The organism is Jiella pacifica (assembly GCF_010500815.1).
GTDB classification, from domain to species: domain Bacteria; phylum Pseudomonadota; class Alphaproteobacteria; order Rhizobiales; family Rhizobiaceae; genus Jiella; species Jiella pacifica.
In genome coordinates this window covers 53,301-80,175 of record NZ_JAAAMG010000025.1, presented here as the reverse complement: position 1 = coordinate 80,175, position 26,875 = coordinate 53,301, and the positions used below count along the sequence as shown (strand labels likewise).

The following is a 26,875-nucleotide window of genomic DNA, read 5'->3' as shown; positions in this document are numbered from 1 at the left end:
CGCCCGCCGCAGCAACGCAATTTGCAAGTTTCTGCGGCCACACACGGCTGAAACCGGCGAAAGTCAAATCTTTGCACATGCCGATCAGTCAGCCATTTCAGTGGCTTCGAAATTCTTCACGGGAGACGAGGTCCGACAACAGGCCCGCCGCGACGGTGAGCCGTGCGACCGAGGTTTCGCCGCTGCCGGCGAGCGCCACCAACTGGCTGCGGATGCGGTCGACGGTGGCGGAGCGCTGCTTCGCCCAGTCGTCCGGGGCCTCGCCGCTCTTCAGCGTCGCTTCCGTCAGCTGGCGCCGCGCCCGGGCGATCTGGCTCTCGGCACGCTGCAGGGCCAGCGTCTCGAAATAGTCGTTCGACTGGAAGCGGAACAATGCCGCCTCGATCCGGCCGATCTCGAACAACCTGGTGATCTCGAAATAGCTTTCGACCGTTTCTTCAAGTGTCCGGCCGGTGCTCCGTGAGACGGCGGCGATGTCCGGGATGAGGGCGAGCAGCGGCAGCATCGCCACTTCCTCGGCGAGATCCTGCGGCACGCCCTGGCGCGCCCAGTCTCCGGCGCGGCTCTCGGCGTCCTTGCGCGCCGCCTCCGAGGCGATCTCGGCGAGCCGCCCCTGCAGCTGGCCGAGGGCGTCGCGGCTCTCGATGGCGACGCTGGTCAGCCCCGACCCGAAGCCTTCGTTGAGGACGTACCAGTTGGTGAGCCGGCGCAGGAACCAGCCGACGTTTCTGTAGAGGCCGTTCTGCACGGCGCCGGGAAGCTTGGCGTCGAGGGCGTCGATGCGCTGGTAGAGATCGCGGATGTCGAAGCCGTCCTTGGCCGCGACGAAGGCGCGCACGACGGCCCCGGGCGAGGCGCCGGTGGCCTCCTCCATCATGGTGACGAAGGTCGGGCCGGTGCGGTTGACCACCTCGTTGGCGAGCACCGTCGCGATGATCTCGCGGGCGAGGCGGTGGTCCTTGATGTCCTTCAGGAAGTCGCGGCGCATCGGCACCGGGAAATAGTCGTGCAGCCTGTCTTCCAGATAGGGATCGTCCGGCAGGTCGCTGGCGACGACGGCGTCGAAGAGGGTGATCTTCGCATAGGCGAGGAGCACGCCGATCTCCGGTCGCGTCAAACCCTTGCCGGTGCTCCGGCGGTCGGCGATGGCGGCGTCGGAGGGCAGTGTCTCGACCGTGCGGTCGAGGTGGCCGGCGGCTTCGAGGACGCTCATGAAGCGCGACTGCAGGGCCAGCGCCGAGACGCCCCCATGCTGTTCGAGGGACAGCGCCAGCGTCTGCTCGTAATTGTTGGCGAGCACCAGCTCGGCCACCTCGTCGGTCATCGCCGCGAGCAGCCGGTTGCGATCCTCGCGCGACAGGCGCCCGTCGCTCATCGCGCTCTTCAGCGCGATCTTGATGTTGACCTCGACGTCGGAGGTGTTGACGCCCGCCGAATTGTCGATGGCGTCGGAATTGATCCTTCCGCCCTTCCCGGCAAATTCGATCCGGCCCTTCTGGGTGACGGCGAGGTTGGCGCCTTCGCCGACGACCTTCGCCCGGACGTCCGAGGCGGTGACGCGCACGGCGTCGTTCGAGCGGTCGCCGACGTCGACATTGCTTTCGCCGCTGGCGCGCAGATAGGTGCCGATGCCGCCGAACCAGAGGAGATCGACCGGTGCCTTGAGGATCGCGGAGATGATCTCGGTCGGCGTCCCGCTGTCGCGGTCGAAGCCGATCGCCGCCGCAGCCTCGCTCGAAAGCCGGATCACCTTGTCGCGCCGCGAGAACACCCCGCCGCCATGGGAGATCTTCGCCTTGTCGTAGTCCTGCCAGGAGGAGCGCGGGAGGGCGAAGAGCCGCTTGCGCTCCTCGAAGGAGGCCTCGGGATCGGGGTCGGGATCGATGAAGATGTCGCGATGGTCGAAGGCGGCGATCAGCCGCGTCTGGCGGGACAACAGCATGCCGTTGCCGAAGACGTCGCCCGACATGTCGCCGCAGCCGGCGGCCGTGAAGGGCTGGCTCTGGATGTCCCAGGCGCCTTCGCCGTCCTCGCGCGGGATCTCGCGGAAATGCCGCTTCACCGCTTCCCAGGCGCCGCGGGCGGTGATGCCCATGGCCTTGTGGTCGTAGCCGGCCGATCCGCCCGACGCGAAGGCGTCGTCGAGCCAGAAGTCCTCCGACTGGGCGATGGCGTTCGCCGTGTCAGAGAAGGTTGCGGTGCCCTTGTCGGCGGCGACGACGAAATAGGGATCGTCGCCGTCGTGGCGGCGGACATTGGCGGGGGTGACAACGCCCTCGCCGACGATGTTGTCGGTCACCGACAGGAGCGAGGCGATGAAGACGACATAGGCCGAGCGGCCGGCGGCGAACCACTGGTCGCGCTGGGCGGCGTCGGGCAGGCGCTTGGGATAGAAACCGCCCTTGGCGCCGACCGGCACGATGACGGCGTTCTTGACCTGCTGCGCCTTGACGAGGCCGAGCACCTCGGTGCGGTAGTCCTGCGCACGGTCGGACCATCTGAGGCCGCCTCTGGCGACCGAACCGAATCTCAGATGGACGCCCTCGACGCGGGCATCGAAGACGAAGATCTCCCGGAAGGGTACCGGCGCCGGCAGGCCCTCGACGGCGCTGGAATCCAGCTTGAAGGCGAGCGCCGGCTGGACCTTGCCGGGCTCGGAGCCGGCCTCGGCGGACATGCCGTCGACGGCGAAGAAGTTGGTGCGCAGGGTCGCGAGGATCACATTGAGAAAGCGCCGGACGATCCGGTCGTCGTCGGCGGAATCGACGTCGTCGAGGGCGCCGAGTATCGCGTCGTAGGTGTCCGCGCCGCCTCGCGTGACCGCCCGCCGATGCTGGCGGGTCTCGATTTCGTCGGCTTCGACCGAGGGGGTGTCACCCTCCGCCACGCCCTTCTCCGGGTCGAGGGTCGTCTCGAAGAGCTGCCAGAGCTTGTTGGTGATCGCGGCATGGCGCACCAGCGCATTGGCGACGTAGTCCGGCGAATAGGCGAGGGTGCCCTGCCGCAGGTAGCGCGAATAGGCGCGCATGACGTTCGCCTTGCGGAAGTCGAGTCCGCCTTCGAGCACGAGGGCATTGAAGCCGTCGTTCTCGATCCGCCCGCGCCAGACCGCGCCGAAGACGTCTTCCAGCGCCTTGCCGTCGTCGTCGAGGGGGATCGGGCCGCCCGCATTCGCCCGCACGAGATCCATGTCGTGCAGATGGACGGCGTCGCCGTCCGGCCGCACCAGCCGGAAGGTGCGCTCCGACACGACGCCGAAGCCCATGTTTTCCAGGATCGGTACCCGCGTCGACAGCGCCACCGCCTTGCCGAGGTGATAGATCTTCAGCCGCACCGTGTCTTCGGCGTCGCCGTCGCGGCGGTAGAAGTCGATGAACAGCGGCGCGTCCGCGGACAGCTTGTCGATGACGGCGACGTCCCGCACCGCCTCGGCCGGCGAGACGCCGTCGCGATAGCTGCCGGGCAGGCCGGTGGCGAAACGCTGGTGATCGTTCGGCGCGTGAGCTTTCGCGAGCGCGGCGACGAACTCGTCTTCCCAGTTCTTCGCCATCTCGGTGATGCGTGCTTCCAGCCTTTCGACGTCAACCTCGGGGGTCGGCTCGCCGGAGCGGCCGACGATGATGTGGACGCGGGCGAGAAGCCCTTCCGGAAAGGCCGGGTAATAGGCCGAGACGTGGCCGTCATAGGCCTCGGCGAGGAGACGGCCGATCCGTTCTCTCAGGCGGGAATCGTAGCGGTCGCGCGGGACGTAGACGATGACCGAGACGAAGCGGTCGAACTCGTCGATCCGCGTCAGGACGCGTACGCGCGGCCGCTCGCCGAGCTCGACCACGGTCGCCGCGAAGCGTTCGAGGAGATCGGTGTCGATCTGGAAGACCTCGTCGCGCGGATAGGATTCGAGCGCGTTGAGCAACGCCTTGCCGGAATGGGACTGCGGGTGGAAGCGCGAGCGGGAGATAACCGTCTCGGCCTTTTGCCGGACATAGGGGATCGTCAGGATCGAGCGGGTGTAGGCGGTCGAGGTGAACAGGCCGACGATGCGCAGTTCGCCGATCAGCCGGCCCTCGCCGTCATATTGCTTGACGCCGACGTAATCCATGTAGGCGCGCCGATGGACGACCGAGCGCGCATTCGCCTTGGTGACGATCAGCGGAGCGGGGTCCTTGAGGAACTTGCGGATCTCCGGCGTCGTCGCCATCGGCCGGCCGTGGCGGCCGAGAATGCGGATGTCCGGGTCGGACAGGATGCCGAGAGCCTCGCTCTGCCGGCGCTCCAGCTCCTCGCCGTCCCGCTCGCCGTGATAGTCGTAGTCGCAGGTGCCGAGGAAGATGAAGTTGTCGTCGCGCAGCCATTCGAGCAGCCGGGCACCTTCGAGAATACCAGGCCGCTCGGCCTCCGGCATGGTCTCGGCACGGCCCGTCAGATCCTCGACGGCGCGATTCACCCGCTGGCGCATCGCCTGGAAGTCGCGATTGGCATGTCCGACCTGGGCGAGGATGTTTTCCAGCGCCTCTGACAAGCCCGACCCCGAGCCGGAGTCGCCCCCCGCCCCCACGGCCATCGGATCGACGGCGAACTGGATGAGGCTGGTGCGCCGCGTTCCCGTCCGCGTCTCCTCGCCCGGCCGCGAGGCCGCGAAGTCGGCGAGGACGCCGTCCTCGCCGCGGGTCACGTCGATGATCGGATGGGAGATGTAGTGGATCTCGTTCGCCCGTTCGGCGATCTCGGCGGTCAAGGAATCGAACAAAAAGGCCATGTCGTCGGACACGACGGTGACGAGGTCCTGCGGCTCGCCGCCCCGCCGGAAGTCCTCCGGCTGGTCGATCCAGACCACCGGCCGGCCGTCGCGATGGGCGGCCAGCGCCTCGGCGCCGACGCGCGCGGCGGCGGCGAGCGCTGCGGTGTCGAAGGCCTTCAGATCGTCGACGGGCGGGCGGGCGAACAGGAGGGGGGCAAGTTTCGCCCCGGCGCTGTCTTCGCCGAGCGCTCCGGCGACCGCGGCGATGATCGGCGTCTTTCCCGCCATTGCGTCCTCATGCATGATCGACCCTCGTCCTCGTGCCCCGTATCGTGGCACCAATGATAGGGGAGAGGGCGCGTTCTGCGAGGCGCCCCGCCGACCCCGGGAGTCTGCCTTATGACCAGAGAAGGCGACGCAGCCGTGACGCGTCGTCATCCTGGCTTCGCCGAGCCGCTGGCTTGCTCTGCGGTCCAAGGCCCGCCGGCCCGGGCAGGGATGCGGGCGCCAACGTCCGGCCAGTTCCAGCTTGGCCGGCAGGTGGCCGGTCTGGTGGGCGAGGACGCCGATCGCTCGTCCGCAAGGCGCCCGGACCGCCGACCTTCAGGCCCTCACATCACCACCAGCCGGTCTGGCAGTTCGTTCGCATTCTTCGCGTCGCCCGGAAAGTGCGACGCCAGGATCGCCCCGGTCGTCGTCACGGCCGTGACGTAGCCGTCGGCGAGGCGGTTTTGGCGGGCAGCCTCGATCAGGCCCGCCACCGCTGCGTCCCAGGCTTCCTGGGGAACCTTGGCCGCGATTCCCGCATCGGCGACGATCTCGGCATGATGCTCGGCTTCCGAGACGAAGATCAGGACGCCGGTGCGATCCGCGGTGAGGTGGAGGCCGTGGGCGGCGAACTGGCCGAGGGCGAAGGCATGGGCCCGCGACGCGGCGATGGTGCGCGGCACGAAGATCATGCGCAGGCGCGGGAAGAGAGCCAGCAACGCGCCGAGCAGGCCGGCGGCCAACAGCTGGCAGAGGATGAGGCCGAGAGCCGGAACCGCGATGCCGAACCCCAGCGCGACGATGGCCGTCGTCAGGGCCGCAAGCAGTGAGAGCCCCAGCGCGGCGGTGGCGGCGACGAAGCCGTAGCCGTCGCTCGCATGGGTGAAGACCGCGTAGATCTCGCCGGTCGTCGCCGCCTCGGCCTTGCCGATGGCGCTGGCGATGCAGGCGTGATCGGCCTCGGTGAAGGTCAGTTTCGCCATGTTCACCAGCTCCCCGACGATCCGCCGCCACCGAACGACCCGCCGCCGCCCGAGAAACCTCCGCCGCCCGATCCGCCGAACCCGCCGGAAGAGCCCCCCGAACCGCTGCTGCCCGACGCTCCGCCATAGGACCAGGTGGTGCCAAGCCAGCGATACTTGTTTTTGCCAACCTTTTTGCCCCGAAATCGCGCCAGGCCGGCAAACACGAAGGTCCCGATCACCACGATCCAGATGCCGACGAAGAGGGTGAGGAACAGACCGGTCGTGACGTCGTCGGCGCTCCAGCCGGCATTGCGCTCGGCCCGCGCTTCAAGCTCGGCGGCATTGCCGGAGAGGACGGCGAGAATGCCGTCGACGCCCTTCTCTATGCCGCCCGGATAGTCTCCGGACCGAAACGCCGGCAGGATGTCGGTCTCGATGATGGTCGAGGCGAGGGCGTCGGTGAGCGTGCCTTCGAGGCCGTAGCCGACCTCGATGCGCACCTTGCGGTCGTCGCGCGAGACGAGAAGGATGACGCCGTTGTCTTCGCCCTTCTGGCCGATGCCCCATTCTCGCCCGAGCCGGTAGCCGTAGTCCTCGATGGCATTGCCCTGAAGATCGGGCACGGTGACGACGACCACCTGGTCGGAGGATTTTGCCTCGAAGGCTGCGAGTTTGTCGGCCAGGGCGGCCTCACCAGTGGGATCGAGCAGCCCGGCCTCGTCGACGACGCGGCCAGTCAGCGCCGGAAAGGTCTGGGCCGCGGCGGCAACGGTGAGGAGCGGCGCCACGAGAAGAAGCGCGAGGAGCACCGGAAACAACCGCCGACAGAGGAAACCGACGAGGCCCGTCCGCCGCGCGGTGACCGTCGTTGCGAAGACCGGCTCCGTCCTTGTGGCCCACCGGATGCCCTGGCGGTTCATTGGCCGAAATCGACCTTCGGCGGGGTCTGCGAACCTGGCGTGGCGGTAAAGGATTCCATCGGCTTGGCATCCGAATAGAACAGCGCCGCATACCAGCTGCCGGGGATGGTCTTCAGTTCGGTGTTGTAATCCCTGACGGCCTCGATGTAGTCGCGCCGCGCCACCGCGATCCGGTTCTCGGTTCCCTCGAGCTGGCTCTGCAGGGCGAGGAAGTTCTGGTTCGACTTGAGGTCGGGATAGGCCTCGACCGTGGCGAGCAGCCGCGACAGCGTGCCGGAAAGCTGGTCCTGCGCCGCCTGGAAGTTTTGCACCGCCGCCGGATCGGTCAGCTGGCTGGCATCGATCCGTGTCTGGGTGGCCTTCGCCCGCGCCTCGACGACGGCGGTGAGCACCTCCCGTTCCTGCTTCGCAAAGCCCTTGACCGTCTCGATGAGGTTGGGGATCAGGTCGCTGCGCCGCTGATACTGGTTCTCGACTTGCGCCCACGCGGCCTTGGCGGCCTCTTCCTTGGTAGGGATGGCGTTGACGCCGCAACCGGCCAGGAAAAATCCGGCGATGAACACGGCGGCAACCCGTGCCAGCATGTCGTAGGGCGTCGGTCGGGGCTTTGTGGCAGACGCCATGAAATTTCTCCTGCGGGCGGGAATTCGCCAGCCCTTGTAGTGTATCGTCTCCCCATTCAAAAGACGCAGGGCGGCTCATTCCCATGTTGCTCCTCGCAGCGTTTTCGGACACAAGAAATCGCATGAGCGGCAACCCATCCGACGACGAGCGCCAGCGCGAGGCGAAAGCCATTCTGACCCGCGTGCGCCAGGAGACCGACCCGCAGATCGGCGCCCACACGCAAGCGGCCCTGACGCGGACCGGGGATCATTTCATGGCGCGCGACGTCGACCAGAGCGACCGGATCGAGGTGATCGGCTCGAGAATTGGCCGGATCGCCAGCATCGGCGGCTTCGTCGTCCTGGCGCTTCTTCTCGCAACGCAATTTCTGCCGGGCTGAACCGGGATGGCAAAAGAGACAAATCCCGCCGGTGACCGGCCCGCGGTGATCTCGATCGCGAGCCATGTGGTGCGCGGCACCGTGGGCAATCGCGCGGCCGCCTTCGCGCTGGAATCGCTGGGCTTTCCGGTCTGGTCGGTGCCGACGGTGACGCTGCCCTGGCATCCGGGGCACGGCGCCTCGACGCGGATTGTGCCGCCGGCGGAGAGCTTTTCGGCGATGATCGACGACCTTTGCCGCTCGCGCTGGCTGGGCGAGGTCGGCGCGGTGCTGATCGGCTATTTCGGCGAAAGCGCCCAGGTCGAGCCCGTGGCCAGGCTCGTCGAGGCAGTGAAGAAGAAGAACCCACGTGCGGTGGTCCTGTGCGATCCGGCGACCGGCGACGGCGGCCGCCTCTATCAGCCGAGGGAAACGCTGGATGCGATATCCGAGCGCCTCCTGCCGCTGTCCGACATCGCCACCCCCAATCGCTTCGAGCTCGAGTTCCTGACGGGGCTCGATCTCGCCGACAATCGCGACCTGATCGAGGCGGCGAGCGCGCTCGGGCCGCGCACGGTGCTCGTCACCTCGGCCTTTCCGCTGCTTCGGGGCGGCACCGGCAACCTTCTCGTCGACGACCGGGAAGTCATGCTCGCCGAGCATCGGCTGATCGACAATGCGCCGAAGGGGCTGGGGGATCTGACCTCGGCGGTGTTTCTCGCCCGCATCCTTTCCGGCGCCAGCCTCGAGAAGGCACTGCAGTCGGCGACCGCGACGGTCTTCGAACTCCTGGCGCGCACCATCAAGCGCGGCGCCGACGAACTGACGATCGAGACCGATCTCGACAGCCTGAAACACCCGATGGCGATGGTGCAGATGCGCCGGCTCGGCCGATCGATGCCCAAGCAGCCGGCTTGAACCCGGTGAGGAGCGGACCAGCGGCGCCCCGTCCGGCCTCGCTGAAATCCGGAAAACGCCCGGGCGGCTCTTTTCATTTCATCGGGACTGTGTAAGCAGAACGGTCCAGCGTGCGCTGCAGCACGGCGTTGGAGGTACTCATGTCAGATCTTCTCCCCGATCATCTGATAGACGGCTACAAGTCCTTTTTGGAGAAGCGTCTGCCCGGCGAACGGCAGCTGTTTCGCGAGCTGGCGCAGCAAGGGCAGCATCCAAAGACCATGGTGATCGCCTGCTGCGACAGCCGCACGGCGCCCGAGACACTCTTCGACAGCGCGCCGGGCGATATCTTCGTCGTGCGAAACGTCGCCAATCTCGTGCCACCCTACGAGCCCGACGGGGAATATCACTCCACCTCGGCGGCGCTGGAATTTGCGGTCAACTCGCTGAAGGTCGAGCATGTCGTGGTTCTCGGCCACGGCAATTGCGGTGGCATCCATGCGGCGCTTTCGCCGGCGGTCGAGCCGCTGTCGCCGGGCGACTTCATCGGCAAGTGGATGAGCCTGCTCGATCCCGCCGTCAGGGCGGTGGGCGCCAACGAGCTGATGACCGGGCGCGAGCGCCAGTCGGCGCTGGAGCGCATTGCCATCCGCTATTCGATCAAGAATCTGCGCAGCTTTCCCTTCGTCGCGGCGCTGGAGGCGGAGGGCAAGATCGCCATCCATGGCGCCTGGGTCGACATCTCCTCGGGAGAGCTCTGGGCGATGGACCCGGGCAGCGGCGACTTCTCCAAGATGATCGACGAGTAGCACCCGGCGCCTGCGGCGATCGGCGGCGGGAACTTCGAGGTCTGCGTCTGCTTTCGTTCCAGATCCGGCCGCGGCGGAGGGAATGGCCGTGGATTATCCGGAAGTCCGACCCCGTTTGGTCGGGTTTTTGGGCGATGACGCCTTGCGTTGCTGCCGATCCGTCCGCTTTATGGTGATAAGAAACATCGCCGGACAGGCTTTGTCGACGCCAATTGCTTTGGGGGAAATATCCGATGAACCATCCGGTCAGGACCGCTGCCGCGACCGCCATGCTTCTCTTGGCGGTGGGTTGTTCGCGGTCGGTATCGCCTTATGCGGACAACGGCCCGCCGCCGCTCGCGCCCGTGCCGACGGGTCAGGTGGCCTCGAACCAGCTGCCGCCGCCCCCGCCGCCCCCGCCGCCGGGCAACGACATGGCGGCCGGGCAGGACACGATGACCGGCGATTCCGACCTGACCCTGGACGGGACCAATGGTGGCCAACCGAATGCGAGCGGTACGCAGAACACCCAGGTCGCGAGCGCCAGCCAGCCGGCTCTGTCGCGCAATTCCGTTCTCGGCGCCTATAAGGTCACCACCGATGGCGGCAACTGCCAGATCATCCTGTCCTTGACCAAATGGTCCGGCGGCTATCGCGCCGCCTCGCGCGGCTGCCCGGGCAAGGTCGCCGACGTGTCGGCCTGGGACGTTTCCGGCAGCCAGGTCGTGCTCAAGGATTCCGGCGGCAGTAACGTCGCCAATCTGAACTCCGCCGGTAACGCCCGCTACGAGGGCCGCACCAACGGAGGCCAGAGCATCACCCTCTATCGCTGACGCTGGCCCTGGCCGGCCGGGGCGTCGCCCCGGTCTCCGCCCGAAGACGACGGCCGCCGGCCTTGCCGGCGGCTTTTTGTCGCGGCGTGTCTGTGACGTCCATGCCCGGCGCATCATGGACGGCAGGCGAGGATGCGGGGCGCGTCGCCCGTCCGACAAGAACGCTTGTCTTGCCGATCCCCGCGGCGTTATTGCTGCAATGCGGAACTGATCACTCGGCGCGCGGTTTGCCGACGATGAGCGATGCGCCGGCGCGGCGAGCGAGCCAACGGGCAGCATCCGCTTTGCCCGGACCGCAGGACGAACGGACGAAGGAACGCGCTTAAGACATGGCCTCCAGCGCAATCGCCCCGCAGAAGCCGCGGCAGGGGCCCGTCCGCTCCGCGCTGGAGCGGTTGATCGAAAGCCGCGAGATCGAGGCCGACCCGCTGCAGCGCAAACTGGCCGACCGTCTCGACGCCCTCGACCGGCGCCTGTCGGCCGAGTTCGGCGCCTCGAAGAAGAGCGCTCTCGGCTGGCTGTTCGGCAAGCGGCGCGAGGACGAACCGGTGAAGGGCCTCTACGTCCACGGCGACGTCGGCCGCGGCAAGACCATGCTGATGGACATGTTCTTCCGCCAGAGTTCGATCGCCGCCAAGCGCCGCGTCCATTTTCACGCCTTCATGGGCGACGTGCACGAGCGGATCGGGGCGCACCGGAGGGCCCACAAGAACGGCGAGGCAAAGGGCGACGATCCGATCCCGCCGGTCGCCGCCGCGATCGCCGGGGAATCCCGCCTCCTCTGCTTCGACGAGTTCACCGTGACCGACATCGCCGATGCGATGATCCTGTCGCGGCTGTTCAAGGCACTGTTCGCCAATGGGCTGGTTCTCGTCGCGACCTCCAACGTCGCGCCCGACGATCTCTATCCCGACGGTCTCAACCGGCCGCTCTTCCTTCCCTTCGTCGACGTCCTCAAGCGGCACACCGAGATCTTCGAACTGGCCGGGACGGAAGACTATCGCCTCGCCTTCCTCGGCGAGGAGGACGTCTATGTGGAAACGAGCGATCCCGGGGCGAAGGAGCGGATCGACGCGGCCTGGCAACGGCTGCTCGACGGGGCGCGGGAAAAGCCGGCCTCGCTGTCGGTGAAGGGCCGGACGATATCCGTTCCGAGGGCCGGCAACGGCGCGGCCCGCTTCAGCTTCGACGACCTGTTGAAGCGGCCGCTCGGGGCGCAGGACTATCTGGCGCTGGCGCGGCGTTTCCACACGGTTCTCGTCGAGGACGTGCCGGTGATGGCCGAGGCCGAGCGCAACGAGGCGAAGCGATTCATCACGCTGGTCGATTCGTTCTACGATGCCGGCGGTCGCCTGGTCGTTTCGGCGGATGCGCCGGCCAATGAACTCTATCGCGGCCGGTCGGGGACCGAGGCTTTCGAGTTCGAACGCACGGCCTCGCGGCTCTTCGAAATGCGCTCGAAGGAATATCTGGAAAAGGCGAGCGCGGGCCAAGCCGAAGGGATCTGACGGTCGCACCTGCGGGCGAGCGAACGGACACTTGTGCCGCGTAGCAAACAAAAAGCCGCCCCGTCCGGAGACGAGGCGGCTTCCCGTGTTCGTTCCTCGCGTCGCGCTCTACAGCGCGCGGCGGCGGCCGAAGATCAGCGACAGGACGAAGAGCACGATCGCGACGAAGAAGATGATCTTGGCGATACCGACGGCCGTGCCGGCAATGCCGCCGAATCCAAGAACCGCGGCAATCAACGCGATCACCAGAAAAGTAATGGCCCAACCGATCATGGCTGGTACTCCTTTCGTACAGAATGTTTGGTCGCCTTAAAAACGGTTCTGGTGCTGGAAGGTTGCATGAGCGCCTGTAAATCTTTCGCTGCGTCAGGCGACGACTTCCGGCCGGAGGTTGGATCGGGCTGAAGATCCGGTGGGGCTGGGCCATCCGCCCCACCGCTCGTCAATCCTGTTTGATCCCGGCCTCGGCTCACCGGCCGAGGTGATGGGTCTCCTGCAGGCCCCAGACGGGCGTCGGGATGCCCTCCATCCGCGCCTTCAGCTGCAGCGCCAGATAGAGCGAATAGTGCCGGGACTGATGCAGGTTGCCGCCGTGGAACCACAGGTGCTCGACCTGCGTCGGCTTCCACATGTTGCGCTGTTCGCCTTCCCAGGGGCCGGGGTCCTTCGGTGTCTCGGAGCCGAGACCCCAGACCTTGCCGACCTTGTCGGCAGCCTCCTGGCCGACGAGATCGGCCACCCAGCCGTTCATCGAGCCGTAGCCCGTCGCATAGACAATGAGGTCCGCCGGAAGCTCCGTACCGTCGGCGAGCCGGACGCCGGTCTCGGTGATTTCCTCGACCTGACCGGCCTTCAGCTTGATCTTGCCGTCGATGATCAGCTGGGAGGCGCCGACGTCGATATAATAGCCCGATCCGCGCCGCAGATACTTCATGAACAGGCCGGAGCCGTCGGCGCCCCAGTCGAGCTGGAAGCCGGCTTTTTCGAGCGCTTCGTAGAAGGCTTTGTCGACCTCCCTGATCTTGTCGTAGATCGGGATCTGGAACTCGTGCAGGATCCTGTAGGGGATCGAGGCGAAGATCATGTCCGCCTTGTGGGTGTCGATCCCGGCCTTTACCGCCCGTTCCGAATAGAGGCTGCCGAGCCCGTGCTCCATCAGCGGCTCCGAGCGGACGATATGGGTCGTCGAGCGCTGCACCATGGTCACATCCGCGCCGCCCTCGTAGAGCGCCGCGCAGATGTCGTGGGCCGAATTGTTCGAGCCGATGACGACAACCTTTTTGCCCCCGTAGGCGTCGGGGCCGGGATGCTGGGACGAGTGCTGCTGCTCGCCCTTGAAGCGGTCCATGCCGGGAAACTTCGGCATGTTCGGCTTGGCGGACATGCCCGTTGCGAAGACCAGTTCCTTCGGCCTGAGCGTCACTTCCTCGCCGTCGCGGTCGACGACGACCTCCCACTCGCCTTTTGCCTCGTCGTAGCGGGCGCTTTTCGCCGTCGTCCGCGACCAGTAGTTCAGCTCCATCACCCGCGTGTACATTTCCAGCCAGTCGCCGATCTTGTCCTTCGGCGAAAACACCGGCCAGTTCGCCGGAAACGGGAGGTAGGGCAGATGGTCGTACCAGACCGGATCGTGCAGGCAGAGCGACTTGTAGCGCTTGCGCCAGGAATCGCCGGGCCTGTCGTTCTTCTCGACGATGATCGTCGGCACGCCGAGCTGGCGCAGCCGCGCCCCGAGGGCGATGCCGCCCTGGCCGCCGCCGATGATCACGACATGGGGCTGGGTCTCGTAGCCGAGGCTCTTCGCCTCTTCCTCGCGCCTTTCCAGCCAGCTCTTGCGGTTTGTATCCTGGCCGTGCTCGGCGCCCATCGGCCGACGCTCGCTCATCGGCTCCTCGAAGCCTTTCAGCTCGGTCATCGCCGTGAGGAAGGTCCAGGCCTTGCCGTCCTTCAGCCGCATCACGCCCTCGCCGCGGGCGACCCCCGTCTCGAAGGTGAAGAAGGCGGTGACGACGCCGCCATCCTCGCTCGGCTCCTCAGAAAGCCGGAAATCACGAGGCTTCACCCCGGCGAGCACGGCGTCGAGCATCTCCTTGACGCCTTCCGGCTTCTCGACGGTCTTGATGTTCCAGGTGAAGGCAATCAGGTCGCGCCAGAAGCTCGTCGGCGCGAACATCGCCGCCGCCTTGCCGGCATCGTTCGCCGCGAGGGCCTTCTCAAAATCGGCAAGCCAGGCGTCGGCCTCGGCGCGTGCGGGGGTTACCGCCGAAGTCGACGGACGTTCCACTGTCTCGCTCATGTTTCCTCCCAAGAGCCGCTCAAAGCGCGTCTCAGCGCGCCGGACATTCGTCGAGGCTTCGGCAATGCCGTCCCCGCCGTTCGATGGCGGCGTCTCGATGGAACGGCATCCTCCAACCGGAAGACCTCGGCGCGCCGAGTTTGCGCCGATGCCGGGGTGGGTGCAAGCGGCAACGATCGTCCGACATCGGGCGATGGAAATCGTCGAATGGGCGCAAAAAACGGATAGCCGCGCCCGTTTTGGGCACGGCTCTCAACGTCCTGTGAAAGGACAAGTGCGACGTGGATGGATTTGAAATATCAGATCGTGCCGACACTAAGGTCGATCGATAAGACCAGGCAATTCGCTCTGCCTCGCGCCAAGAGACGCTTCGGGTCTTAGTTGCGGTCTTCCGGAAAGAATACCGGGCCGACGATGCGGATGCCGTCCGTGGTGCGACGGATCTTCGGCTGCTTGGCGCTCTCGGGAGCAGTTCCGAGCGCATCGGCACGCGAAGTCGGGATCGGCAGGCTGGAAAGTCTAAGGCTCGAAACCTCGTAGCTTTCCGTAGAATTGTTCTCTTGGGCCGTCGCCATTGCCGGAATGCCGGCAAGCATAAGTCCCATTGCGACAAATTTACCGGTATTTCCGATCACATGCTGCTCCTTCAAAACCATCGAGACAGGTTTTTTCGTCTTGCAACGTAAAGGCCGTAGGTGCGAATCCGGTTCCTTCGCCGTGGCGAGAAATGTGTCGGAAGTTCGGAAGGGCTGCCGCTCCAGCCGTGAGAGGCGACCGCGGACATGAAAAAGTGAAATTGAAAGAAGCTAAGAATTTGGGTGGGAAAGCGAGCGCTCACCCATCCCCCTCTTATGTCGTCGACAGGTCGATATCCCGTCGTCCTACCCCCGTTTCGATCGCTCTGATCGAATCCCCTCGGAGGAGTCGCGATTTACAGAATGTCGATCTGCACCGGCGCGGTGCCCGAATGGATCATCCCGATCCGCGAGGCGGCGGCCTTCGACAGGTCGATCACCCGGCCGTGGGCATAGGGGCCGCGATCGTTGATCCTGACGACGACTGACTTGCCGTTGCGCCGGTTGGTGACGCGCACCTTCGTGCCGAAGGGCAGCGACTTGTGGGCCGCCGTCATGGCGTTCATGTTGAAGCGCTCGCCATTGGCGGTGCGGCGGCCGTGGAAGCGCTGGCCGTAATAGGATGCGTTGCCGGCGCGGGCCTTGCTGGCGCCGGCAAATGCCTCGGCGGAGACGAGCGGCGCCTGGGTGAGGGCCGGGGCGGAGAGAAGGGCGACTGCCAGGGCGATGGTCTTCGCGATGTTCATCTGGGTCCTTTGCTGAATTTCGCGTTCGGTGGGGGCTCTTTCGTCAATCGATTTGACGAGACCGTGATCAGAACCGGGCGAGGGCAAGATTTTTTCAAGGCAGCGGGAACCTTTTCCAGTTTCGCGCCAACTTTCTGATCGCGCGAGGAAAATTCGATCGAGCAGCGGTCCGTCTGCGACGCCGATGTCGCAATTGGACGCAGTGGGGTGCGAATCTGGGCTGGACCGAAAAGCGATTTGGCGTTCGGCACTTAACGTTTTGGTCGGCCGTCCCGCGGCTCTGCAGGATGGCCTCGGGGACCCCATCCCGCTTTCTTGTGCTTGCGAGGCACCCCGCTTTGGTCTATCTCCCGCGGCGGGACACCTCTCCCCAACGAGAGGCGCCTATCTGAAAGGATAGCTACAAGATGGCGAATATCTCCGAGCCGGACCTGCGTCCGGCCAATCCCCGCTTTTCGTCTGGACCTTGCGCCAAGCGACCCGGTTGGTCGCTGGAAGCTCTGAACGATGCCGCGCTCGGCCGCTCGCATCGCGCCAAGGTCGGCAAGTCGAAACTTGCCCAGGCGATCGACGACACCCGTGAAATTCTCGGCGTTCCCGCCGACTATCGCATCGGCATCGTGCCGGCGTCGGACACCGGCGCCGTCGAGATGGCGATGTGGTCGCTGCTCGGTGCCAGAGGCACCGACGTGCTGGCCTGGGAAAGCTTCGGCGCCGGCTGGGTGACCGACGCGGTCAAGCAGCTGCAACTCAAGGACGTGCGCACCTTCGACGCACCCTATGGCGAGATCGTCGACCTGACGCAGGTCGATTTCGACCGCGACGTCGTCTTTACCTGGAACGGCACGACCTCCGGCGTGAAGATGCCGAATGGCGACGCGATCCCGGCGAACCGCCAGGGCCTCACCATCTGCGACGCGACCTCGGCGGCCTTCGCCCAGGATCTCCCCTTCGACAAGCTCGACGTCGTCACCTTCTCCTGGCAGAAGGTCATGGGCGGCGAGGCGGCCCACGGCATGCTCATTCTCTCGCCCCGCGCCGTCGAGCGGCTGGAGAGTTACAAGCCTTCCTGGCCCCTGCCGAAGATCTTCCGCATGACCAAGGGCGGCAAGCTGATCGAGGGCATCTTCAAGGGCGAGACGATCAACACGCCCTCGATGCTCTGCGTCGAGGACTATCTTGACACGCTTGCCTGGGGCAAAACGATCGGCGGCCTTGAAGCGCTCAAGGCGCGGGCGAACGCCAATCTGAAGGTGATCGAGGACTTTGTCGCCGCCAACGACTGGATCGGATTCCTCGCCAAGCGCCCGGAGATCCGCTCCAACACCTCGGTTTGCCTCACCTTCACCGATCCCGACCTCGTCGCCCAGTCCGAAGACGCACAGAACGCCTTCGCCAAGGGTGTCGCTTCGCTTCTCGAGAAGGAAGGCGTCGCCCTCGACATCGGCGCCTATCGCGATGCGCCTGCGGGCCTCCGCATCTGGTGCGGCGCCACCGTCGAGGCCTCCGACCTCGAAGCGTTGATGCCCTGGCTCGCCTGGGCCTACGATCAGCAGAAGGCCGAGATGGCCAAGGCTGCCTGAGGGCCGCTAGCGTTTCTTCATCCCTCATCCTGAGGTGCCGCCGCAGGCGGCCTCGAAGGGCGAGGGATGACAGGCGCTACGTCCCGGCCCTCGCCCTTCGAGGCTTCACCGGCCTTTGGCCGGCTCGCACCTCAGGATGAGGGCCTCAGGGAAACGAGCGTCCGGCGCCGAGCTTCGACGTCACGGCGTCCGGACCTCCAAGCGGTTGCGCTGCTTTGCTTTACCGGCCCTGCGCCGAACTCCAACGCTTTGTCATCCCCGGCTTGACCCGGGATCCATGCCAAACCGCCGAGCATGAACCGATCGGGCCGAGGTTGTTCTCGGCCGGCTACCCGTCAAGAGGCCGAGGAATGGATCCCGGCTCAAGGCCGGGATGACGATCGGAAAAGTCGGCGAACGATCTTCCAGCGGCGACCGAGCAATACGCCGTCGTCGCACCGAAAAGGACCAGACACCATGGCACCTCGCGTTCTCGTATCCGACGCCCTTTCCGAAACCGCCGTCCAGATCTTCAAGGATCGCGGCATCGAGGTCGACTTCCAGCCGCAGCTCGGCAAGGACAAGGACAAGCTGCTCGAGATCATCGGCAATTACGACGGCCTCGCCATCCGCTCGGCCACCAAGGTCACCGAGAAGATCATCGAGGCGGCGACCAATCTGAAGGTCATCGGCCGCGCCGGCATCGGGGTCGACAACGTCGACATCCCGGCGGCGAGCCGCAAGGGCATCATCGTGATGAACACGCCCTTCGGCAACTCGATCACCACGGCGGAGCACGCCATCGCCCTGATGTTCGCCGTCGCCCGCGAGCTTCCCGCCGCCGATGCCTCCACCCAGGCCGGCAAGTGGGAGAAGAACCGCTTCATGGGCGTCGAGATCACCGGCAAGACCCTCGGCGTCATCGGCTGCGGCAATATCGGCTCGATCGTCGCCTCGCGGGGTGTCGGCCTGAAGATGCGCGTCGTCGCCTTCGATCCGTTCCTGTCGGCCGAGCGAGCCGCCCAGCTCGGCATCGAGAAGGTCGAACTCGACGACCTCTTCAAGCGCGCCGACTTCATCACGCTTCACACGCCGATGACCGACAAGACCAAGGGCATCATCAACAAGGCGGCCATCGCCAAGATGAAGGACGGTGTACGCATCATCAACTGCGCCCGCGGCGGCCTGGTCGTCGAGGCCGATCTCGCCGAAGCGATCAAGTCCGGCAAGGTGGCCGGGGCCGGCGTCGACGTCTTCGAGACCGAGCCCGCCAAGGAGAGCGTCCTCTTCGGCCTTCCGGGCGTCGTCTGCACGCCCCATCTCGGCGCGTCGACCTCGGAAGCTCAGGAGAACGTCGCCCTGCAGGTCGCCGAGCAGATGTCGGACTATCTCCTGCGCGGCGCGGTTTCCAACGCCATCAACATGCCCTCCATCACTGCCGAGGAGGCGCCGATCCTGACGCCTTTCGTCAAGCTCGCCGAATGCCTCGGCGCCTTCGTCGGCCAGGTGACGGAGGAGCCGATCAAGTCGGTCGAGATCGTCTATGACGGCGCCGTCGCGTCGATGAACACGCGGGCACTGACCTCGGCGGCGCTCGCCGGCCTGATGAAGAGCCAGACGCCGGACGTCAACATGGTCTCGGCGCCGGTGATGGCCAAGGAACGCGGCATCCAGGTGACGGAGTCGCGCCGCGACCAGTCGGGCGTCTTCGAGACCTACATCAAGCTGACGATCACCACCGAGAAGCAGACCCGCGACGTCGCCGGCACCGTGTTCTCCGACGGCAAGCCGCGCTTCATCCAGATCAAGGGGATCAATCTCGACGCCGAGATCGGCCGCTACATGGTCTACACCACAAACAACGACGCGCCGGGCATCATCGGCCTGCTCGGCACGGTGTTCGGCAATGCGGACGTCAACATCGCCAACTTCCAGCTCGGCCGCAACCGGCCGGGCGGCGATGCCATCGCGCTCCTCTACGTCGACTCGCCGGTGCCGGAAGAGGTGCTCGACAAGGTCCGCGCCCATAAGGCGATCGCCAGCGCCAAGCCGCTGACCTTCGACGTCGCGGAAGTCACCGCCTGATCGGGCTCAAGCCCAAAATCTTCGTCCTCCCGAGACGAGCCATGTGCCGGCGACATTCGTGTCGCCGGCACATTTTTGCAGATGCCTGCCCACAAGCCTGCCTGCTATCGACGATTTCGAGGCCCCGCGCCGGCGCGGCAACGTTGGCTCGACGAGCAGGATTTGGCGCATGATCGAGGCAGACGACGTCCCCATTCGCGTTCCCGCGGCAAAGCCCGAGCCCATCGTCCTCGAAGGCCGCTATGCGCGGCTTGAGCCGTTCGATCCGGCACGGCATTCGAATGATCTGTTCGCCGCGATCGTTTCCGATGCCGACACCCGCCATCGCTGGCTCTTCGACCATGCGCCGGAAACACCCGAGGCCCTGCGCGAATGGATGGAGCGGGTTGCCACCTCCGCCGATCCGCTGTTCCACGTCGTCGTCGACAGGGCGGCCGGCCGGGCCGGGGGGCGGCAGTCGCTGATGCGGATCACCCCGGACCATGGGGTGATCGAGATCGGCAACATTCTCTGGGGGGAGGGGATCGCCGGCACGCGGATCGCCACCGAGGCCCTCTATCTGACGGCGGATTACGTCTTCGAGACCCTCGGCTACCGCCGCTTCGAATGGAAGTGCAACGATCGCAACGCACCGTCGAAGCGCGCGGCGCAGCGTTTCGGCTTCGCCTTCGAGGGCGTCTTCCGCCAGCACATGGTGGTGAAGGGGGAGAACCGCGACACCGCCTGGTTCGCCATGCTCGACCGGGACTGGCCGCGGCTGAAGGCGGGCTACGATACCTGGCTCGATCCGGCGAATTTCGACGCCGAGGGCAGGCAGGCGAACCCCCTGCGATTCGCCTGATCCGCAATGGGCCCGAGACGGTGCGCGAGGGGCCCCTCGTCAGCCCCTGCGGGACCCATCTTCCCATGCCGCGAAGGCCTGGAGCAGCGGTCCGAATTCATCCGGCGGCGGAAACTGCGGAAAGCTCTTCGGGGCGCCGGTTTCGGCAAAGGGCAACCGCTCATCCGTCCAGGTCTCGATGAAGGGGGCGATGTCGCCGGTATCGTCGAGCATCGTCGCTCGCAGATTGACGAAGCCGGCGATCCGTTGCGGTTTCGAAAACACCCAGGTGAGGCAGGACGGGCAGAAAAAGTGCTGCACCTCCTCGCCCTTCATCCCGCCGAGCACGGGTTCGCCGGACGTCACCGCGAAACCGTCCTCCGGCACCATCATCGTCAATGAATAGGCGCTGGAGGCCATCTTCTGGCAGCCACGGCAGTGGCAGGCGGCGGTGATCATCGGCGCCGTCGTCACCTCGAAAGCCAGTGCGCCGCAGCGGCAGCTGCCCTTGCGGGGAAGTTTCCAGTCTCGTGCCATCGTTGCCTCTGAAGACGGTCCGGCCGGCCGGCGGATAGCCGCCGCTCGACCGCCCGGACTTTGGAACAGGTGCCGCAGAGCGGCGGCCGGCGATCATCGGCCCGGGATCAGCGCCCGGTCATCGCCAGCTGGTCCGGACGGTAGCGCGCGCCGGCGACATTTGCCAGCTTCTCGCCGATCTCGGCCTGCTCGGCCTGCGTCAATGTGATGTCGGCGGCGGCGGCGTTCTCCTCCAGGTGTTTGATCTTGCGAGCGCCGGGGATCGGCACCACGAAGTCCTTGCGCGACAGGAGCCAGGCCAGCGCCAACTGCGCCGCCGTCACGCCCTTGGCCGCGGCGAGCGCCTTCAGCGTCTCCACCAGGGCGGCGTTGGCGGCCATCGCTTCGGCCTGAAACCGCGGCAGGTTCTTGCGGAAGTCGCCCTCGGCGATCTGGTCGGGGCTGGTCAACCCGCCGGTCAGTTGGCCGCGCCCGAGCGGCGAATAGGGCACCAGCGTGATGCCGAGCTCCTCGCAGAGCGGGATGATCTTTTCCTCCGGGTCGCGGGTGAAAAGCGAATATTCGTTCTGCAGCGCGGCGATCGGATGGGTCGCATGGGCCCGGCGAATGGTCTCCGGTCCGGCCTCCGAAAGCCCCAGCGCCCGCACCTTGCCGGCTTTGACGAGATCGGCCATCGCCCCGACCGTTTCTTCGATCGGCACGTCCGGGTCGACGCGGTGCTGGTAGAACAGGTCGATCGTCTCGATGCCGAGCCGGGCGAGGCTTTCCTCGCAGACCTGCTTGACGTGCTCGGGCCGCGAATCCGTACCGCTGCCCCGCGTGCCGGCTCCGCCCGCCTCCTTGGCGATCGTGAACCCGAACTTGGTGGCGACGACCACCTTGTCGCGCCGCCCCTTCAGCGCCTTGCCCACCAGCTCCTCGTTAGTGAAGGGACCGTAGACTTCGGCCGTGTCCCAAAAGGTGACGCCGATCTCCACGGCGCGGTGCAGGGTCTTGATCGATTCGGCCTCGTCCTGGCCGCCATAGGCGTGGCTCATGCCCATGCAGCCGAGGCCGATTGCCGAAACTGAAAGGTCGGAACCGAGCTTTCGCTGATGCATCTGGTTTCTCCTCGGATATCACCGGGAGAAATGCGGCAGCCGGGCGGTTCGACCAGCCCTTGACCCGCGCCTCGTGGTCGGCGGAGCGTCAGAAGTCGAGTTCGGCGTAGTTCAGCGAGGGTGGCAGGCCGCGCACGCGCTCGGTCAGGAGCGTGCGGAAGGAGGGGCGGGATTTCATCCGCATGTACCAGTCCTTGGCCTGCGGCTCGGAATCCCAAGGCACTTCGCCGATATAGTCGAGGGTCGAGAGCGCCGCGGCTGCCGCCATGTCCGCATAGGTCAGCTTCGGCCCGGCGAGCCAGTCCCGCGCCTCGACCAGCCAGCCGAGATAGCGAAGGTGATGCTTGAGATTGGCTCTGGCCGCGCGAATTGCCGAGGCGTCCGGCGCGCCGCCGCCGTCCTCCTGCCGCATCTCCAGCTTGAACACCCGCTCGCGGATGAGATAGCGGGTAACCTCGCTCTCCATCTTCTTCAGGAACCACTCGGTCAGGCGCCGCGCCTCGGCCCGCTCCAGCGGCTTCTCCGACATCAGCCGCTTGTCGCGCTGAAAGGCGCCCCGGGTTTCGTCCAGATATTCGCCGGCGACGATGCCGCCGACGATCGGCGGGCCGTTGTCCTCGATCAGGATCGGCAGGGTGGCCGCCGGATTGAGCATCAGGAAGTCGCGACGCCGTTCCCAGGGCCGCTCCTCCACCAGTTCGCAACGCTCGCCATATTCGGCAAGGACCAGCCGAACGAAGCGGGAGGCGGCGGACATCGGATGGTGGTGCAGTTTCAACATTTCGCCTGAAATCGGGTTCTGAACGGCTGCGGCTGCGGCATTGAGCAACTGACGAGGCTCGCGCAGGCACTCGCACGAGTCGCAGCCGGGGCATTGGCGGAAACATCGCACAAAATCGTCAACAGATTGGAAAGGCCTGGTTTTTGTTCAAATAGCGGCAGTGGAGGCTCCCTTGGTAGTTGGCTCACGAATGCGCGAGGCGAAGGCTTGGTTCCCCTTTGCACCCGTGAGAGGTCAGCCCGGCGCCAGACTCGAAGCTCAAAGAGCGGGCGCTTCACCGGGCGTGAATCGCGCTGCACGCCGCAATTTGGCCGGACACGTGGTGACGAAGGTCGCCGGGTCGAAAGCTGGTCGGCTGGACTTCCATGCCGCCGGATGGCGGATGTTCGCCGGGTGGACGCGGTGCGTCCTCGGCCGTTGGTATGAGGGAGATCGCACTTGGATCTTGGAGCCTATGTCGACGGGGCGATTCTCGGCATCGTCGAGGGTCTCACCGAGTTCATCCCCGTCTCGTCGACGGGGCACATCCTGCTGCTCGGCCACTTCCTCGGCTTCCATTCCACCGCCCGCACCTTCGAGATCGTCATCCAGCTGGGCGCGATCCTTGCCATCCTGCTGGTCTATTTCGCCAAGCTTTGGCAGCTCTTCGTCACCCTGCCGACCAGCCCGCGCAGCCGGCATTTCGTCCTCGGCATCCTGATCGCCTTCCTGCCGGCAGCCGTCGTCGGCGTCATCGCCCACGACTTCATCAAGCGTGTCCTCTTCGAAACGCCGATGGTGATCTGCATCGCCCTCGTCGTCGGCGGCATCCTGCTCCTCGTCATCGACAAGCTGCCGCGCAAGGTGCGCTACGACGACGTGATGGATTATCCGCTGTCGCTGTGCCTGGCCATCGGCATCTTCCAGTGCCTCGCCATGGTCCCCGGCACGTCGCGCTCGGGCGCCACCATCGCCGGATCCCTGCTGATGGGCACCGACAAGCGCTCGGCCGCCGAGTTCTCCTTCTTTCTGGCGATGCCGACCATGGCCGGCGCCGTCGCCTACGACGTCTTCAAGAACCGCGACGTCCTGTCGATGGACGATGCCGGTCTGATCGCCGTCGGCTTCGTTCTCGCCTTCGTTTCGGCCTTGTTCGTCGTCCGCTCGCTGCTCGACTTCGTCTCCCGCCACGGTTTTGCGCCCTTCGCCTGGTGGCGCATCGCCGTCGGCACGCTCGGCATGGTGCTGCTCCTGACCGTCGCGCCGGCGGCCGATGCTGGTCGGCCTTCCCCCGTCCAGCTGGACGGCTCGCTCAGCGTCGAGGACGTGATCGGCGAGGAGGTCGGACTGCCGACGGACCATGCAGCGGCCGGCAAGAGCCCGCGCGTCACCAGAGCCCAGTGATCCCGCGGCGGATCAGGTCGGCCGCGAGAACGGCGAGGATGACCTTCAGGACGAGGCGGAAGATCCGCTCGTCGAGGCGCTGCAGGAGATGGGTGCCCGCCAGCGTTCCGGCAAAGCCCGCAACGACGAGAAGAACGATCAGGCCGAGATAGGCCGACAAGGCGACGCCGAGCGCGAAGAAGGCCACGGCCTTCAAGGCATGCTGGATGGCGGTGATCGCGGCGAGCGTCGCGACGAGCGACCTGCGGTCGGCGAAGATCTTCGAAAACATCGCGACGTTGATCGGCCCGGTGGCGCCGACGAACATCGACAGGAATGTCGTCGCAAGGCCGGTGAGCCCGAGGCCGAGCGGTCCGATCGCGGCAAGCTGCGGCAGTCTGGCGAAGGTGACGATCAGCAGGAACACGCCGAGCGTCAAATGCAGGACCGGCTCTGGCAGGGCGACGACGAAGCGGGCGCCGATCGCCGCCCCGATCACCGCGCCGACGAAGAAGGGCGTGATCACCCACCATTCGACCGCCCGGCGCTGGACCATCACCCGGCCGAAATTGGAGGCGAACTGGACGATGCCGTGGACTGGGACGAGCACCTGGATCGGCAGGAACAGGCTCAGGATCGCCAGCAGCGTCACCCCGCCGCCGAGCGCGAAGGCTGCCGTCAGCGCCGAGGTGAGGAAGCTGACGACGGCAAGGAAGATCGCGGCGCCGGGCGACAGGCCCGCGGGCAAGAGCGCTGCCGTCATCGCCGCATCATGCTTCGATCATGATCTGGATCAGGCGAGGCCGTCCTGATTCTCGGCGTCGAGACCGCCGGCCTGCGGCTGCGGCTGGGTGAACTGGCCCTGCGGGCGGAAGCGAACGAGATAGGTCGGCAGAATGGCGTCGAGGGTGCGCGGCATCCGTTCGAAGGCGTCGAGCGTCCGGCCTTCGGCCTTCGCCTCCTCCGAAACGACGTTGTCGCTCTTCAAGAGTTCGACCTGATCCTCGGTGAGCGGAGCCCCCGGCAGGAAGCGCATCAGCCCGGCCATGGTCGATGCGGCGCCGAAGGGAATCGTGACGAAACGGCGCTTGCGGCCGATCACCCGCAGCATCTCCTCCATCATCTCCTTGAAGGTCAGCACCTCCGGCCCGCCGAGCTCGTAGATCCGGCCGTTCGGCACCTTGCCTTCGACGGTGTCGGCGACCGCCTCGGCGACGTCGCCGACGAAGACCGGCTGATAACGTGTCTTGCCGCCGCCGATCAGCGGCAGGAACGGCGAAAACCGCGACATCTGGGCGAAACGGTTGAAGAACTGGTCCTCGGCACCGAAGACGATGGAAGGGCGCAGGATCGTCGCTTCGGGGATCGCTTCAAAGACGGCCGCTTCGCCGGCGGCCTTGGAGCGGGCGTAGCGCGACTTGGACCCGGCATCGGCACCGATCGCCGAGATCTGGGTCATGCCGGCGCCGACGCCTCTGGCGGCTTCCGCCACGGCCCGGGCGCCGGATTTCTGCACCGCGTCGAAGCTCTGGCGTCCGCTTTCGGCCAGAATGCCGACGAGGTTGACGACGTGGTCGGCGTCTTCCACCGCCCGGTCGACCGACCAGCGATAGCGCAGATTGGCCTGGATCGGCAGGATCTGCCCCATGTTTCCGGCGACCTGCAGATGATAGGCGAGATCCGGCCGGCGGCACGCCACCCGGACCCGGTGCCCGCGCCGACAGAGCGCCCGCGCGACGTAGCGCCCGAGAAAGCCGGACCCGCCGAACAGAACGACTGTTTGCTTCAAACCGATCGTCATCCAATCCGCTCCTTCGTCATCGCTGCCGCGGGGCCGCGCCAGTGCGACGACCCGCCTGCGTGCTGCGGCCGTTCCCATCTGATGGGATGATCTTCCGGCACATAAACTGAGATCGGCTCATAGCCGTTTCGCTCGGCGAGGTGAAGGCGCGATTTCGGCCTATCGCTCGCCTGTAGGGGGGCGATGCACGCATGAGGAATGGTTTGCCAGTGTGTAACCAGAACGTTAATCTCGGCGCATGTTCGATCGCAAAGGAGGTTCAATTGTCTCTCGAACCTCCTCTGCCGTTGGAGTTCCTTGTCCAGGGCACGCCGACAAGCCTGCAAGGGTCGGCGCGATCACGCGATGAGTGGCAGGAGCGCGTTCGGCAGGCGGCGCGTGCCGTCATTCCGCTCGATGCCTGGCTTTTACTTCAACCACTCGCGGTGACCATCTATATTTTTCCGGCAACGGTTCTTCCGGGAGACATCGACAACCGCGTGAAGCACATACTCGATGCGATGACGCGAGTTGTGTATTTGGAGGACAGGCAGATACATCGGATTGTTGTGCAAAAATTCGAACCTGACGCCATCTTCTCGTTCTCGGCCGCGAGCAGGGATCTTGCTGAGGCGATGAATTCGGAAGGGCCGGTCGTCTATCTGAGAATCACCGACGATCTTCACGAGGAGTTGCAGCGATGCTCGCCATTACCGAACGGGGCGTAATCGACGCGATGGAGCCCCACTGGACGGCGCGAGGCTATACCGTAATCCGGGAGCCGACGGAGGCGCAGGTGCCAAAGTTCTTCGGAGGATTTCGCCCCGATGCAATCGCCGTGGGGCGTGATCCATCGCTTTTGATCGAGGTCCAGCGGCCCGGCAGCAACGCAGCTGAGTACCAGCTTCGTATGCTTCAAGAACTTCTCAAGGGCCGCAACGATTGGCGGCTCGAAATTCTCTATGCACCATCCGAGACGCCGCTCGTTGAGCCGGTCGCGACCGAGTGGATCAAGAGCGCCTTTTTCTCTGCCGCTCAACTCTTGGCGCAAAATGCGCGGGCGGCGTTCCTTCTCGCGTGGGCCGCCTTTGAAGCGGCTCTCAGACAAAGGTTTCCGGCCGAGGCGAAAGGGCCGGTTTCGACGCGATTGTTGGCCCTTCTCGACGCTGGCGAGATCAGTCAGGACGAACACCGGCGGCTGCTGGAACTCTCCCGCAAACGGAATGCACTGGCGCACGGACAGCTTGATGCCCCGATTACGGGTCAGGACGTGTCAGTGATCGTCGAACTCGGCGACCGGATCGCCTCGGACCATCCGCAGCAGTAGGTTCGA

Annotated in this window: 24 protein-coding genes; 11 read left to right on the top strand and 13 right to left on the bottom strand. The window is 65.9% G+C overall.

Translation table 11 applies throughout. The features are described from left to right. Positions 1-97: 97 nt before the first annotated feature. From GTK09_RS22745 to GTK09_RS22730, 4 genes are all read right to left on the bottom strand, one after another. On the bottom strand, positions 98-5,041 hold the full coding sequence (locus tag GTK09_RS22745) for an NAD-glutamate dehydrogenase (RefSeq protein ID WP_246218078.1): 4,944 nt from the start codon (positions 5,039-5,041) through the stop codon (positions 98-100). Between the two features lie 308 nt (positions 5,042-5,349). Continuing rightward, positions 5,350-5,988 (bottom strand): TPM domain-containing protein, encoded by a 639-nt coding sequence (locus GTK09_RS22740; RefSeq protein WP_163465697.1) that lies wholly within the window; start codon positions 5,986-5,988, stop codon positions 5,350-5,352. Between the two features lie 2 nt (positions 5,989-5,990). After that, on the bottom strand, positions 5,991-6,890 hold the full coding sequence (locus tag GTK09_RS22735; protein WP_163465696.1) for a TPM domain-containing protein: 900 nt from the start codon (positions 6,888-6,890) through the stop codon (positions 5,991-5,993). After that, on the bottom strand, positions 6,887-7,513 hold the full coding sequence (locus GTK09_RS22730; RefSeq protein WP_163465695.1) for a LemA family protein: 627 nt from the start codon (positions 7,511-7,513) through the stop codon (positions 6,887-6,889). The genes GTK09_RS22735 and GTK09_RS22730 overlap by 4 nt, the downstream gene beginning before the upstream one ends. Before the next feature lie 122 nt (positions 7,514-7,635). Here GTK09_RS22730 and GTK09_RS22725 point away from each other — a divergent pair, with 122 nt between their 5' ends. The 5 genes from GTK09_RS22725 to zapE all read left to right on the top strand — a co-directional run bounded on the left by GTK09_RS22725 (position 7,636) and on the right by zapE (position 11,898). Further along, positions 7,636-7,893, top strand: a complete 258-nt coding sequence (locus tag GTK09_RS22725; RefSeq protein ID WP_163465694.1) for a hypothetical protein — start codon at positions 7,636-7,638, stop codon at positions 7,891-7,893. A gap of 6 nt (positions 7,894-7,899) precedes the next feature. Next, complete coding sequence (pdxY, locus tag GTK09_RS22720) at positions 7,900-8,790, top strand: pyridoxal kinase PdxY (RefSeq protein WP_163465693.1); 891 nt, start codon at positions 7,900-7,902, stop codon at positions 8,788-8,790. A 140-nt stretch (positions 8,791-8,930) separates the two neighbouring features. Next, positions 8,931-9,578 (top strand): carbonic anhydrase, encoded by a 648-nt coding sequence (locus GTK09_RS22715; RefSeq protein ID WP_163465692.1) that lies wholly within the window; start codon positions 8,931-8,933, stop codon positions 9,576-9,578. A gap of 233 nt (positions 9,579-9,811) precedes the next feature. Next, on the top strand, positions 9,812-10,390 hold the full coding sequence (locus tag GTK09_RS22710) for a protease inhibitor Inh/omp19 family protein (RefSeq protein ID WP_163465691.1): 579 nt from the start codon (positions 9,812-9,814) through the stop codon (positions 10,388-10,390). Between the two features lie 329 nt (positions 10,391-10,719). Continuing rightward, positions 10,720-11,898 (top strand): cell division protein ZapE, encoded by a 1,179-nt coding sequence (gene zapE / locus GTK09_RS22705; protein ID WP_163465690.1) that lies wholly within the window; start codon positions 10,720-10,722, stop codon positions 11,896-11,898. Between the two features lie 108 nt (positions 11,899-12,006). Here zapE and GTK09_RS22700 read toward each other — a convergent pair whose 3' ends face one another. The 4 genes from GTK09_RS22700 to GTK09_RS22685 all read right to left on the bottom strand — a co-directional run bounded on the left by GTK09_RS22700 (position 12,007) and on the right by GTK09_RS22685 (position 15,515). After that, positions 12,007-12,171 carry a DUF1328 domain-containing protein gene (locus GTK09_RS22700; RefSeq protein WP_083592076.1) on the bottom strand — a complete coding sequence of 55 codons (165 nt, stop codon included), beginning with the start codon at positions 12,169-12,171 and terminating at the stop codon, positions 12,007-12,009. 196 nt (positions 12,172-12,367) lie between these two features. Further along, positions 12,368-14,194 (bottom strand): flavin-containing monooxygenase, encoded by a 1,827-nt coding sequence (locus GTK09_RS22695; protein ID WP_163465689.1) that lies wholly within the window; start codon positions 14,192-14,194, stop codon positions 12,368-12,370. A 377-nt stretch (positions 14,195-14,571) separates the two neighbouring features. Further along, complete coding sequence (locus GTK09_RS22690; protein ID WP_163465688.1) at positions 14,572-14,850, bottom strand: hypothetical protein; 279 nt, start codon at positions 14,848-14,850, stop codon at positions 14,572-14,574. A gap of 275 nt (positions 14,851-15,125) precedes the next feature. Next, the gene (locus GTK09_RS22685) at positions 15,126-15,515 is read right to left on the bottom strand and encodes a septal ring lytic transglycosylase RlpA family protein (RefSeq protein ID WP_163465687.1); all 390 of its coding nucleotides are present in this window, start codon (positions 15,513-15,515) and stop codon (positions 15,126-15,128) included. Positions 15,516-15,922: 407 nt separating this feature from the next. On the opposite strand from GTK09_RS22685, the gene GTK09_RS22680 reads away from it, so the two are divergent. The 3 genes from GTK09_RS22680 to GTK09_RS22670 all read left to right on the top strand — a co-directional run bounded on the left by GTK09_RS22680 (position 15,923) and on the right by GTK09_RS22670 (position 20,003). Then, complete coding sequence (locus tag GTK09_RS22680) at positions 15,923-17,098, top strand: phosphoserine transaminase (protein WP_163465686.1); 1,176 nt, start codon at positions 15,923-15,925, stop codon at positions 17,096-17,098. Positions 17,099-17,554: 456 nt separating this feature from the next. Next, the gene (gene serA, locus GTK09_RS22675; RefSeq protein ID WP_163465685.1) at positions 17,555-19,162 is read left to right on the top strand and encodes a phosphoglycerate dehydrogenase; all 1,608 of its coding nucleotides are present in this window, start codon (positions 17,555-17,557) and stop codon (positions 19,160-19,162) included. A gap of 169 nt (positions 19,163-19,331) precedes the next feature. After that, positions 19,332-20,003, top strand: a complete 672-nt coding sequence (locus GTK09_RS22670) for a GNAT family N-acetyltransferase (RefSeq protein ID WP_163465684.1) — start codon at positions 19,332-19,334, stop codon at positions 20,001-20,003. Between the two features lie 39 nt (positions 20,004-20,042). On the opposite strand, the gene GTK09_RS22665 is transcribed toward GTK09_RS22670, so the two are convergent. The 3 genes from GTK09_RS22665 to GTK09_RS22655 form a co-directional block, all read right to left on the bottom strand. Continuing rightward, on the bottom strand, positions 20,043-20,519 hold the full coding sequence (locus tag GTK09_RS22665; RefSeq protein ID WP_163465683.1) for a GFA family protein: 477 nt from the start codon (positions 20,517-20,519) through the stop codon (positions 20,043-20,045). Between the two features lie 107 nt (positions 20,520-20,626). Further along, positions 20,627-21,619, bottom strand: coding sequence for an aldo/keto reductase (locus tag GTK09_RS22660; protein WP_163465682.1), 993 nt, complete (start codon positions 21,617-21,619; stop codon positions 20,627-20,629). A gap of 88 nt (positions 21,620-21,707) precedes the next feature. Next, complete coding sequence (locus GTK09_RS22655; RefSeq protein ID WP_163465681.1) at positions 21,708-22,400, bottom strand: glutathione S-transferase family protein; 693 nt, start codon at positions 22,398-22,400, stop codon at positions 21,708-21,710. A gap of 438 nt (positions 22,401-22,838) precedes the next feature. On the opposite strand from GTK09_RS22655, the gene GTK09_RS22650 reads away from it, so the two are divergent. Further along, positions 22,839-23,783, top strand: a complete 945-nt coding sequence (locus GTK09_RS22650; RefSeq protein ID WP_163465680.1) for an undecaprenyl-diphosphate phosphatase — start codon at positions 22,839-22,841, stop codon at positions 23,781-23,783. Here the strand turns inward: GTK09_RS22650 and GTK09_RS22645 are convergent. Both GTK09_RS22645 and GTK09_RS22640 read right to left on the bottom strand, forming a co-directional pair. Next, on the bottom strand, positions 23,767-24,525 hold the full coding sequence (locus tag GTK09_RS22645; RefSeq protein WP_163465679.1) for a sulfite exporter TauE/SafE family protein: 759 nt from the start codon (positions 24,523-24,525) through the stop codon (positions 23,767-23,769). The two genes, GTK09_RS22650 and GTK09_RS22645, sit on opposite strands and share 17 nt — an antisense overlap. Positions 24,526-24,555: 30 nt before the next feature. Next, the gene (locus GTK09_RS22640; RefSeq protein WP_163465678.1) at positions 24,556-25,563 is read right to left on the bottom strand and encodes a complex I NDUFA9 subunit family protein; all 1,008 of its coding nucleotides are present in this window, start codon (positions 25,561-25,563) and stop codon (positions 24,556-24,558) included. 263 nt (positions 25,564-25,826) lie between these two features. Here GTK09_RS22640 and GTK09_RS22635 point away from each other — a divergent pair, with 263 nt between their 5' ends. Both GTK09_RS22635 and GTK09_RS22630 read left to right on the top strand, forming a co-directional pair. Beyond that, positions 25,827-26,270, top strand: a complete 444-nt coding sequence (locus tag GTK09_RS22635; protein WP_203561171.1) for a RusA family crossover junction endodeoxyribonuclease — start codon at positions 25,827-25,829, stop codon at positions 26,268-26,270. Then, the gene (locus tag GTK09_RS22630; protein ID WP_163465676.1) at positions 26,243-26,869 is read left to right on the top strand and encodes a hypothetical protein; all 627 of its coding nucleotides are present in this window, start codon (positions 26,243-26,245) and stop codon (positions 26,867-26,869) included. Before GTK09_RS22635 ends, GTK09_RS22630 begins: the two co-directional genes overlap by 28 nt. Positions 26,870-26,875 lie beyond the last annotated feature (6 nt).

Excerpts from the sequence above, each read along its gene's own strand:
- GTK09_RS22745 (WP_246218078.1), bottom strand. The coding sequence starts at position 5,041 with ATGCATGAGGACGCAATGGCGGGAAAGACGCCGATCATCGCCGCGGTC.
- GTK09_RS22740 (WP_163465697.1), bottom strand. The coding sequence starts at position 5,988 with ATGGCGAAACTGACCTTCACCGAGGCCGATCACGCCTGCATCGCCAGC.
- GTK09_RS22735 (WP_163465696.1), bottom strand. The coding sequence starts at position 6,890 with ATGAACCGCCAGGGCATCCGGTGGGCCACAAGGACGGAGCCGGTCTTC.
- GTK09_RS22730 (WP_163465695.1), bottom strand. The coding sequence starts at position 7,513 with ATGGCGTCTGCCACAAAGCCCCGACCGACGCCCTACGACATGCTGGCA.
- GTK09_RS22725 (WP_163465694.1), top strand. The coding sequence starts at position 7,636 with ATGAGCGGCAACCCATCCGACGACGAGCGCCAGCGCGAGGCGAAAGCC.
- pdxY (WP_163465693.1), top strand. The coding sequence starts at position 7,900 with ATGGCAAAAGAGACAAATCCCGCCGGTGACCGGCCCGCGGTGATCTCG.
- GTK09_RS22715 (WP_163465692.1), top strand. The coding sequence starts at position 8,931 with ATGTCAGATCTTCTCCCCGATCATCTGATAGACGGCTACAAGTCCTTT.
- GTK09_RS22710 (WP_163465691.1), top strand. The coding sequence starts at position 9,812 with ATGAACCATCCGGTCAGGACCGCTGCCGCGACCGCCATGCTTCTCTTG.
- zapE (WP_163465690.1), top strand. The coding sequence starts at position 10,720 with ATGGCCTCCAGCGCAATCGCCCCGCAGAAGCCGCGGCAGGGGCCCGTC.
- GTK09_RS22700 (WP_083592076.1), bottom strand. The coding sequence starts at position 12,171 with ATGATCGGTTGGGCCATTACTTTTCTGGTGATCGCGTTGATTGCCGCG.
- GTK09_RS22695 (WP_163465689.1), bottom strand. The coding sequence starts at position 14,194 with ATGAGCGAGACAGTGGAACGTCCGTCGACTTCGGCGGTAACCCCCGCA.
- GTK09_RS22690 (WP_163465688.1), bottom strand. The coding sequence starts at position 14,850 with ATGGTTTTGAAGGAGCAGCATGTGATCGGAAATACCGGTAAATTTGTC.
- GTK09_RS22685 (WP_163465687.1), bottom strand. The coding sequence starts at position 15,515 with ATGAACATCGCGAAGACCATCGCCCTGGCAGTCGCCCTTCTCTCCGCC.
- GTK09_RS22680 (WP_163465686.1), top strand. The coding sequence starts at position 15,923 with ATGGCGAATATCTCCGAGCCGGACCTGCGTCCGGCCAATCCCCGCTTT.
- serA (WP_163465685.1), top strand. The coding sequence starts at position 17,555 with ATGGCACCTCGCGTTCTCGTATCCGACGCCCTTTCCGAAACCGCCGTC.
- GTK09_RS22670 (WP_163465684.1), top strand. The coding sequence starts at position 19,332 with ATGATCGAGGCAGACGACGTCCCCATTCGCGTTCCCGCGGCAAAGCCC.
- GTK09_RS22665 (WP_163465683.1), bottom strand. The coding sequence starts at position 20,519 with ATGGCACGAGACTGGAAACTTCCCCGCAAGGGCAGCTGCCGCTGCGGC.
- GTK09_RS22660 (WP_163465682.1), bottom strand. The coding sequence starts at position 21,619 with ATGCATCAGCGAAAGCTCGGTTCCGACCTTTCAGTTTCGGCAATCGGC.
- GTK09_RS22655 (WP_163465681.1), bottom strand. The coding sequence starts at position 22,400 with ATGTTGAAACTGCACCACCATCCGATGTCCGCCGCCTCCCGCTTCGTT.
- GTK09_RS22645 (WP_163465679.1), bottom strand. The coding sequence starts at position 24,525 with ATGACGGCAGCGCTCTTGCCCGCGGGCCTGTCGCCCGGCGCCGCGATC.
- GTK09_RS22640 (WP_163465678.1), bottom strand. The coding sequence starts at position 25,563 with ATGACGATCGGTTTGAAGCAAACAGTCGTTCTGTTCGGCGGGTCCGGC.
- GTK09_RS22630 (WP_163465676.1), top strand. The coding sequence starts at position 26,243 with ATGCTCGCCATTACCGAACGGGGCGTAATCGACGCGATGGAGCCCCAC.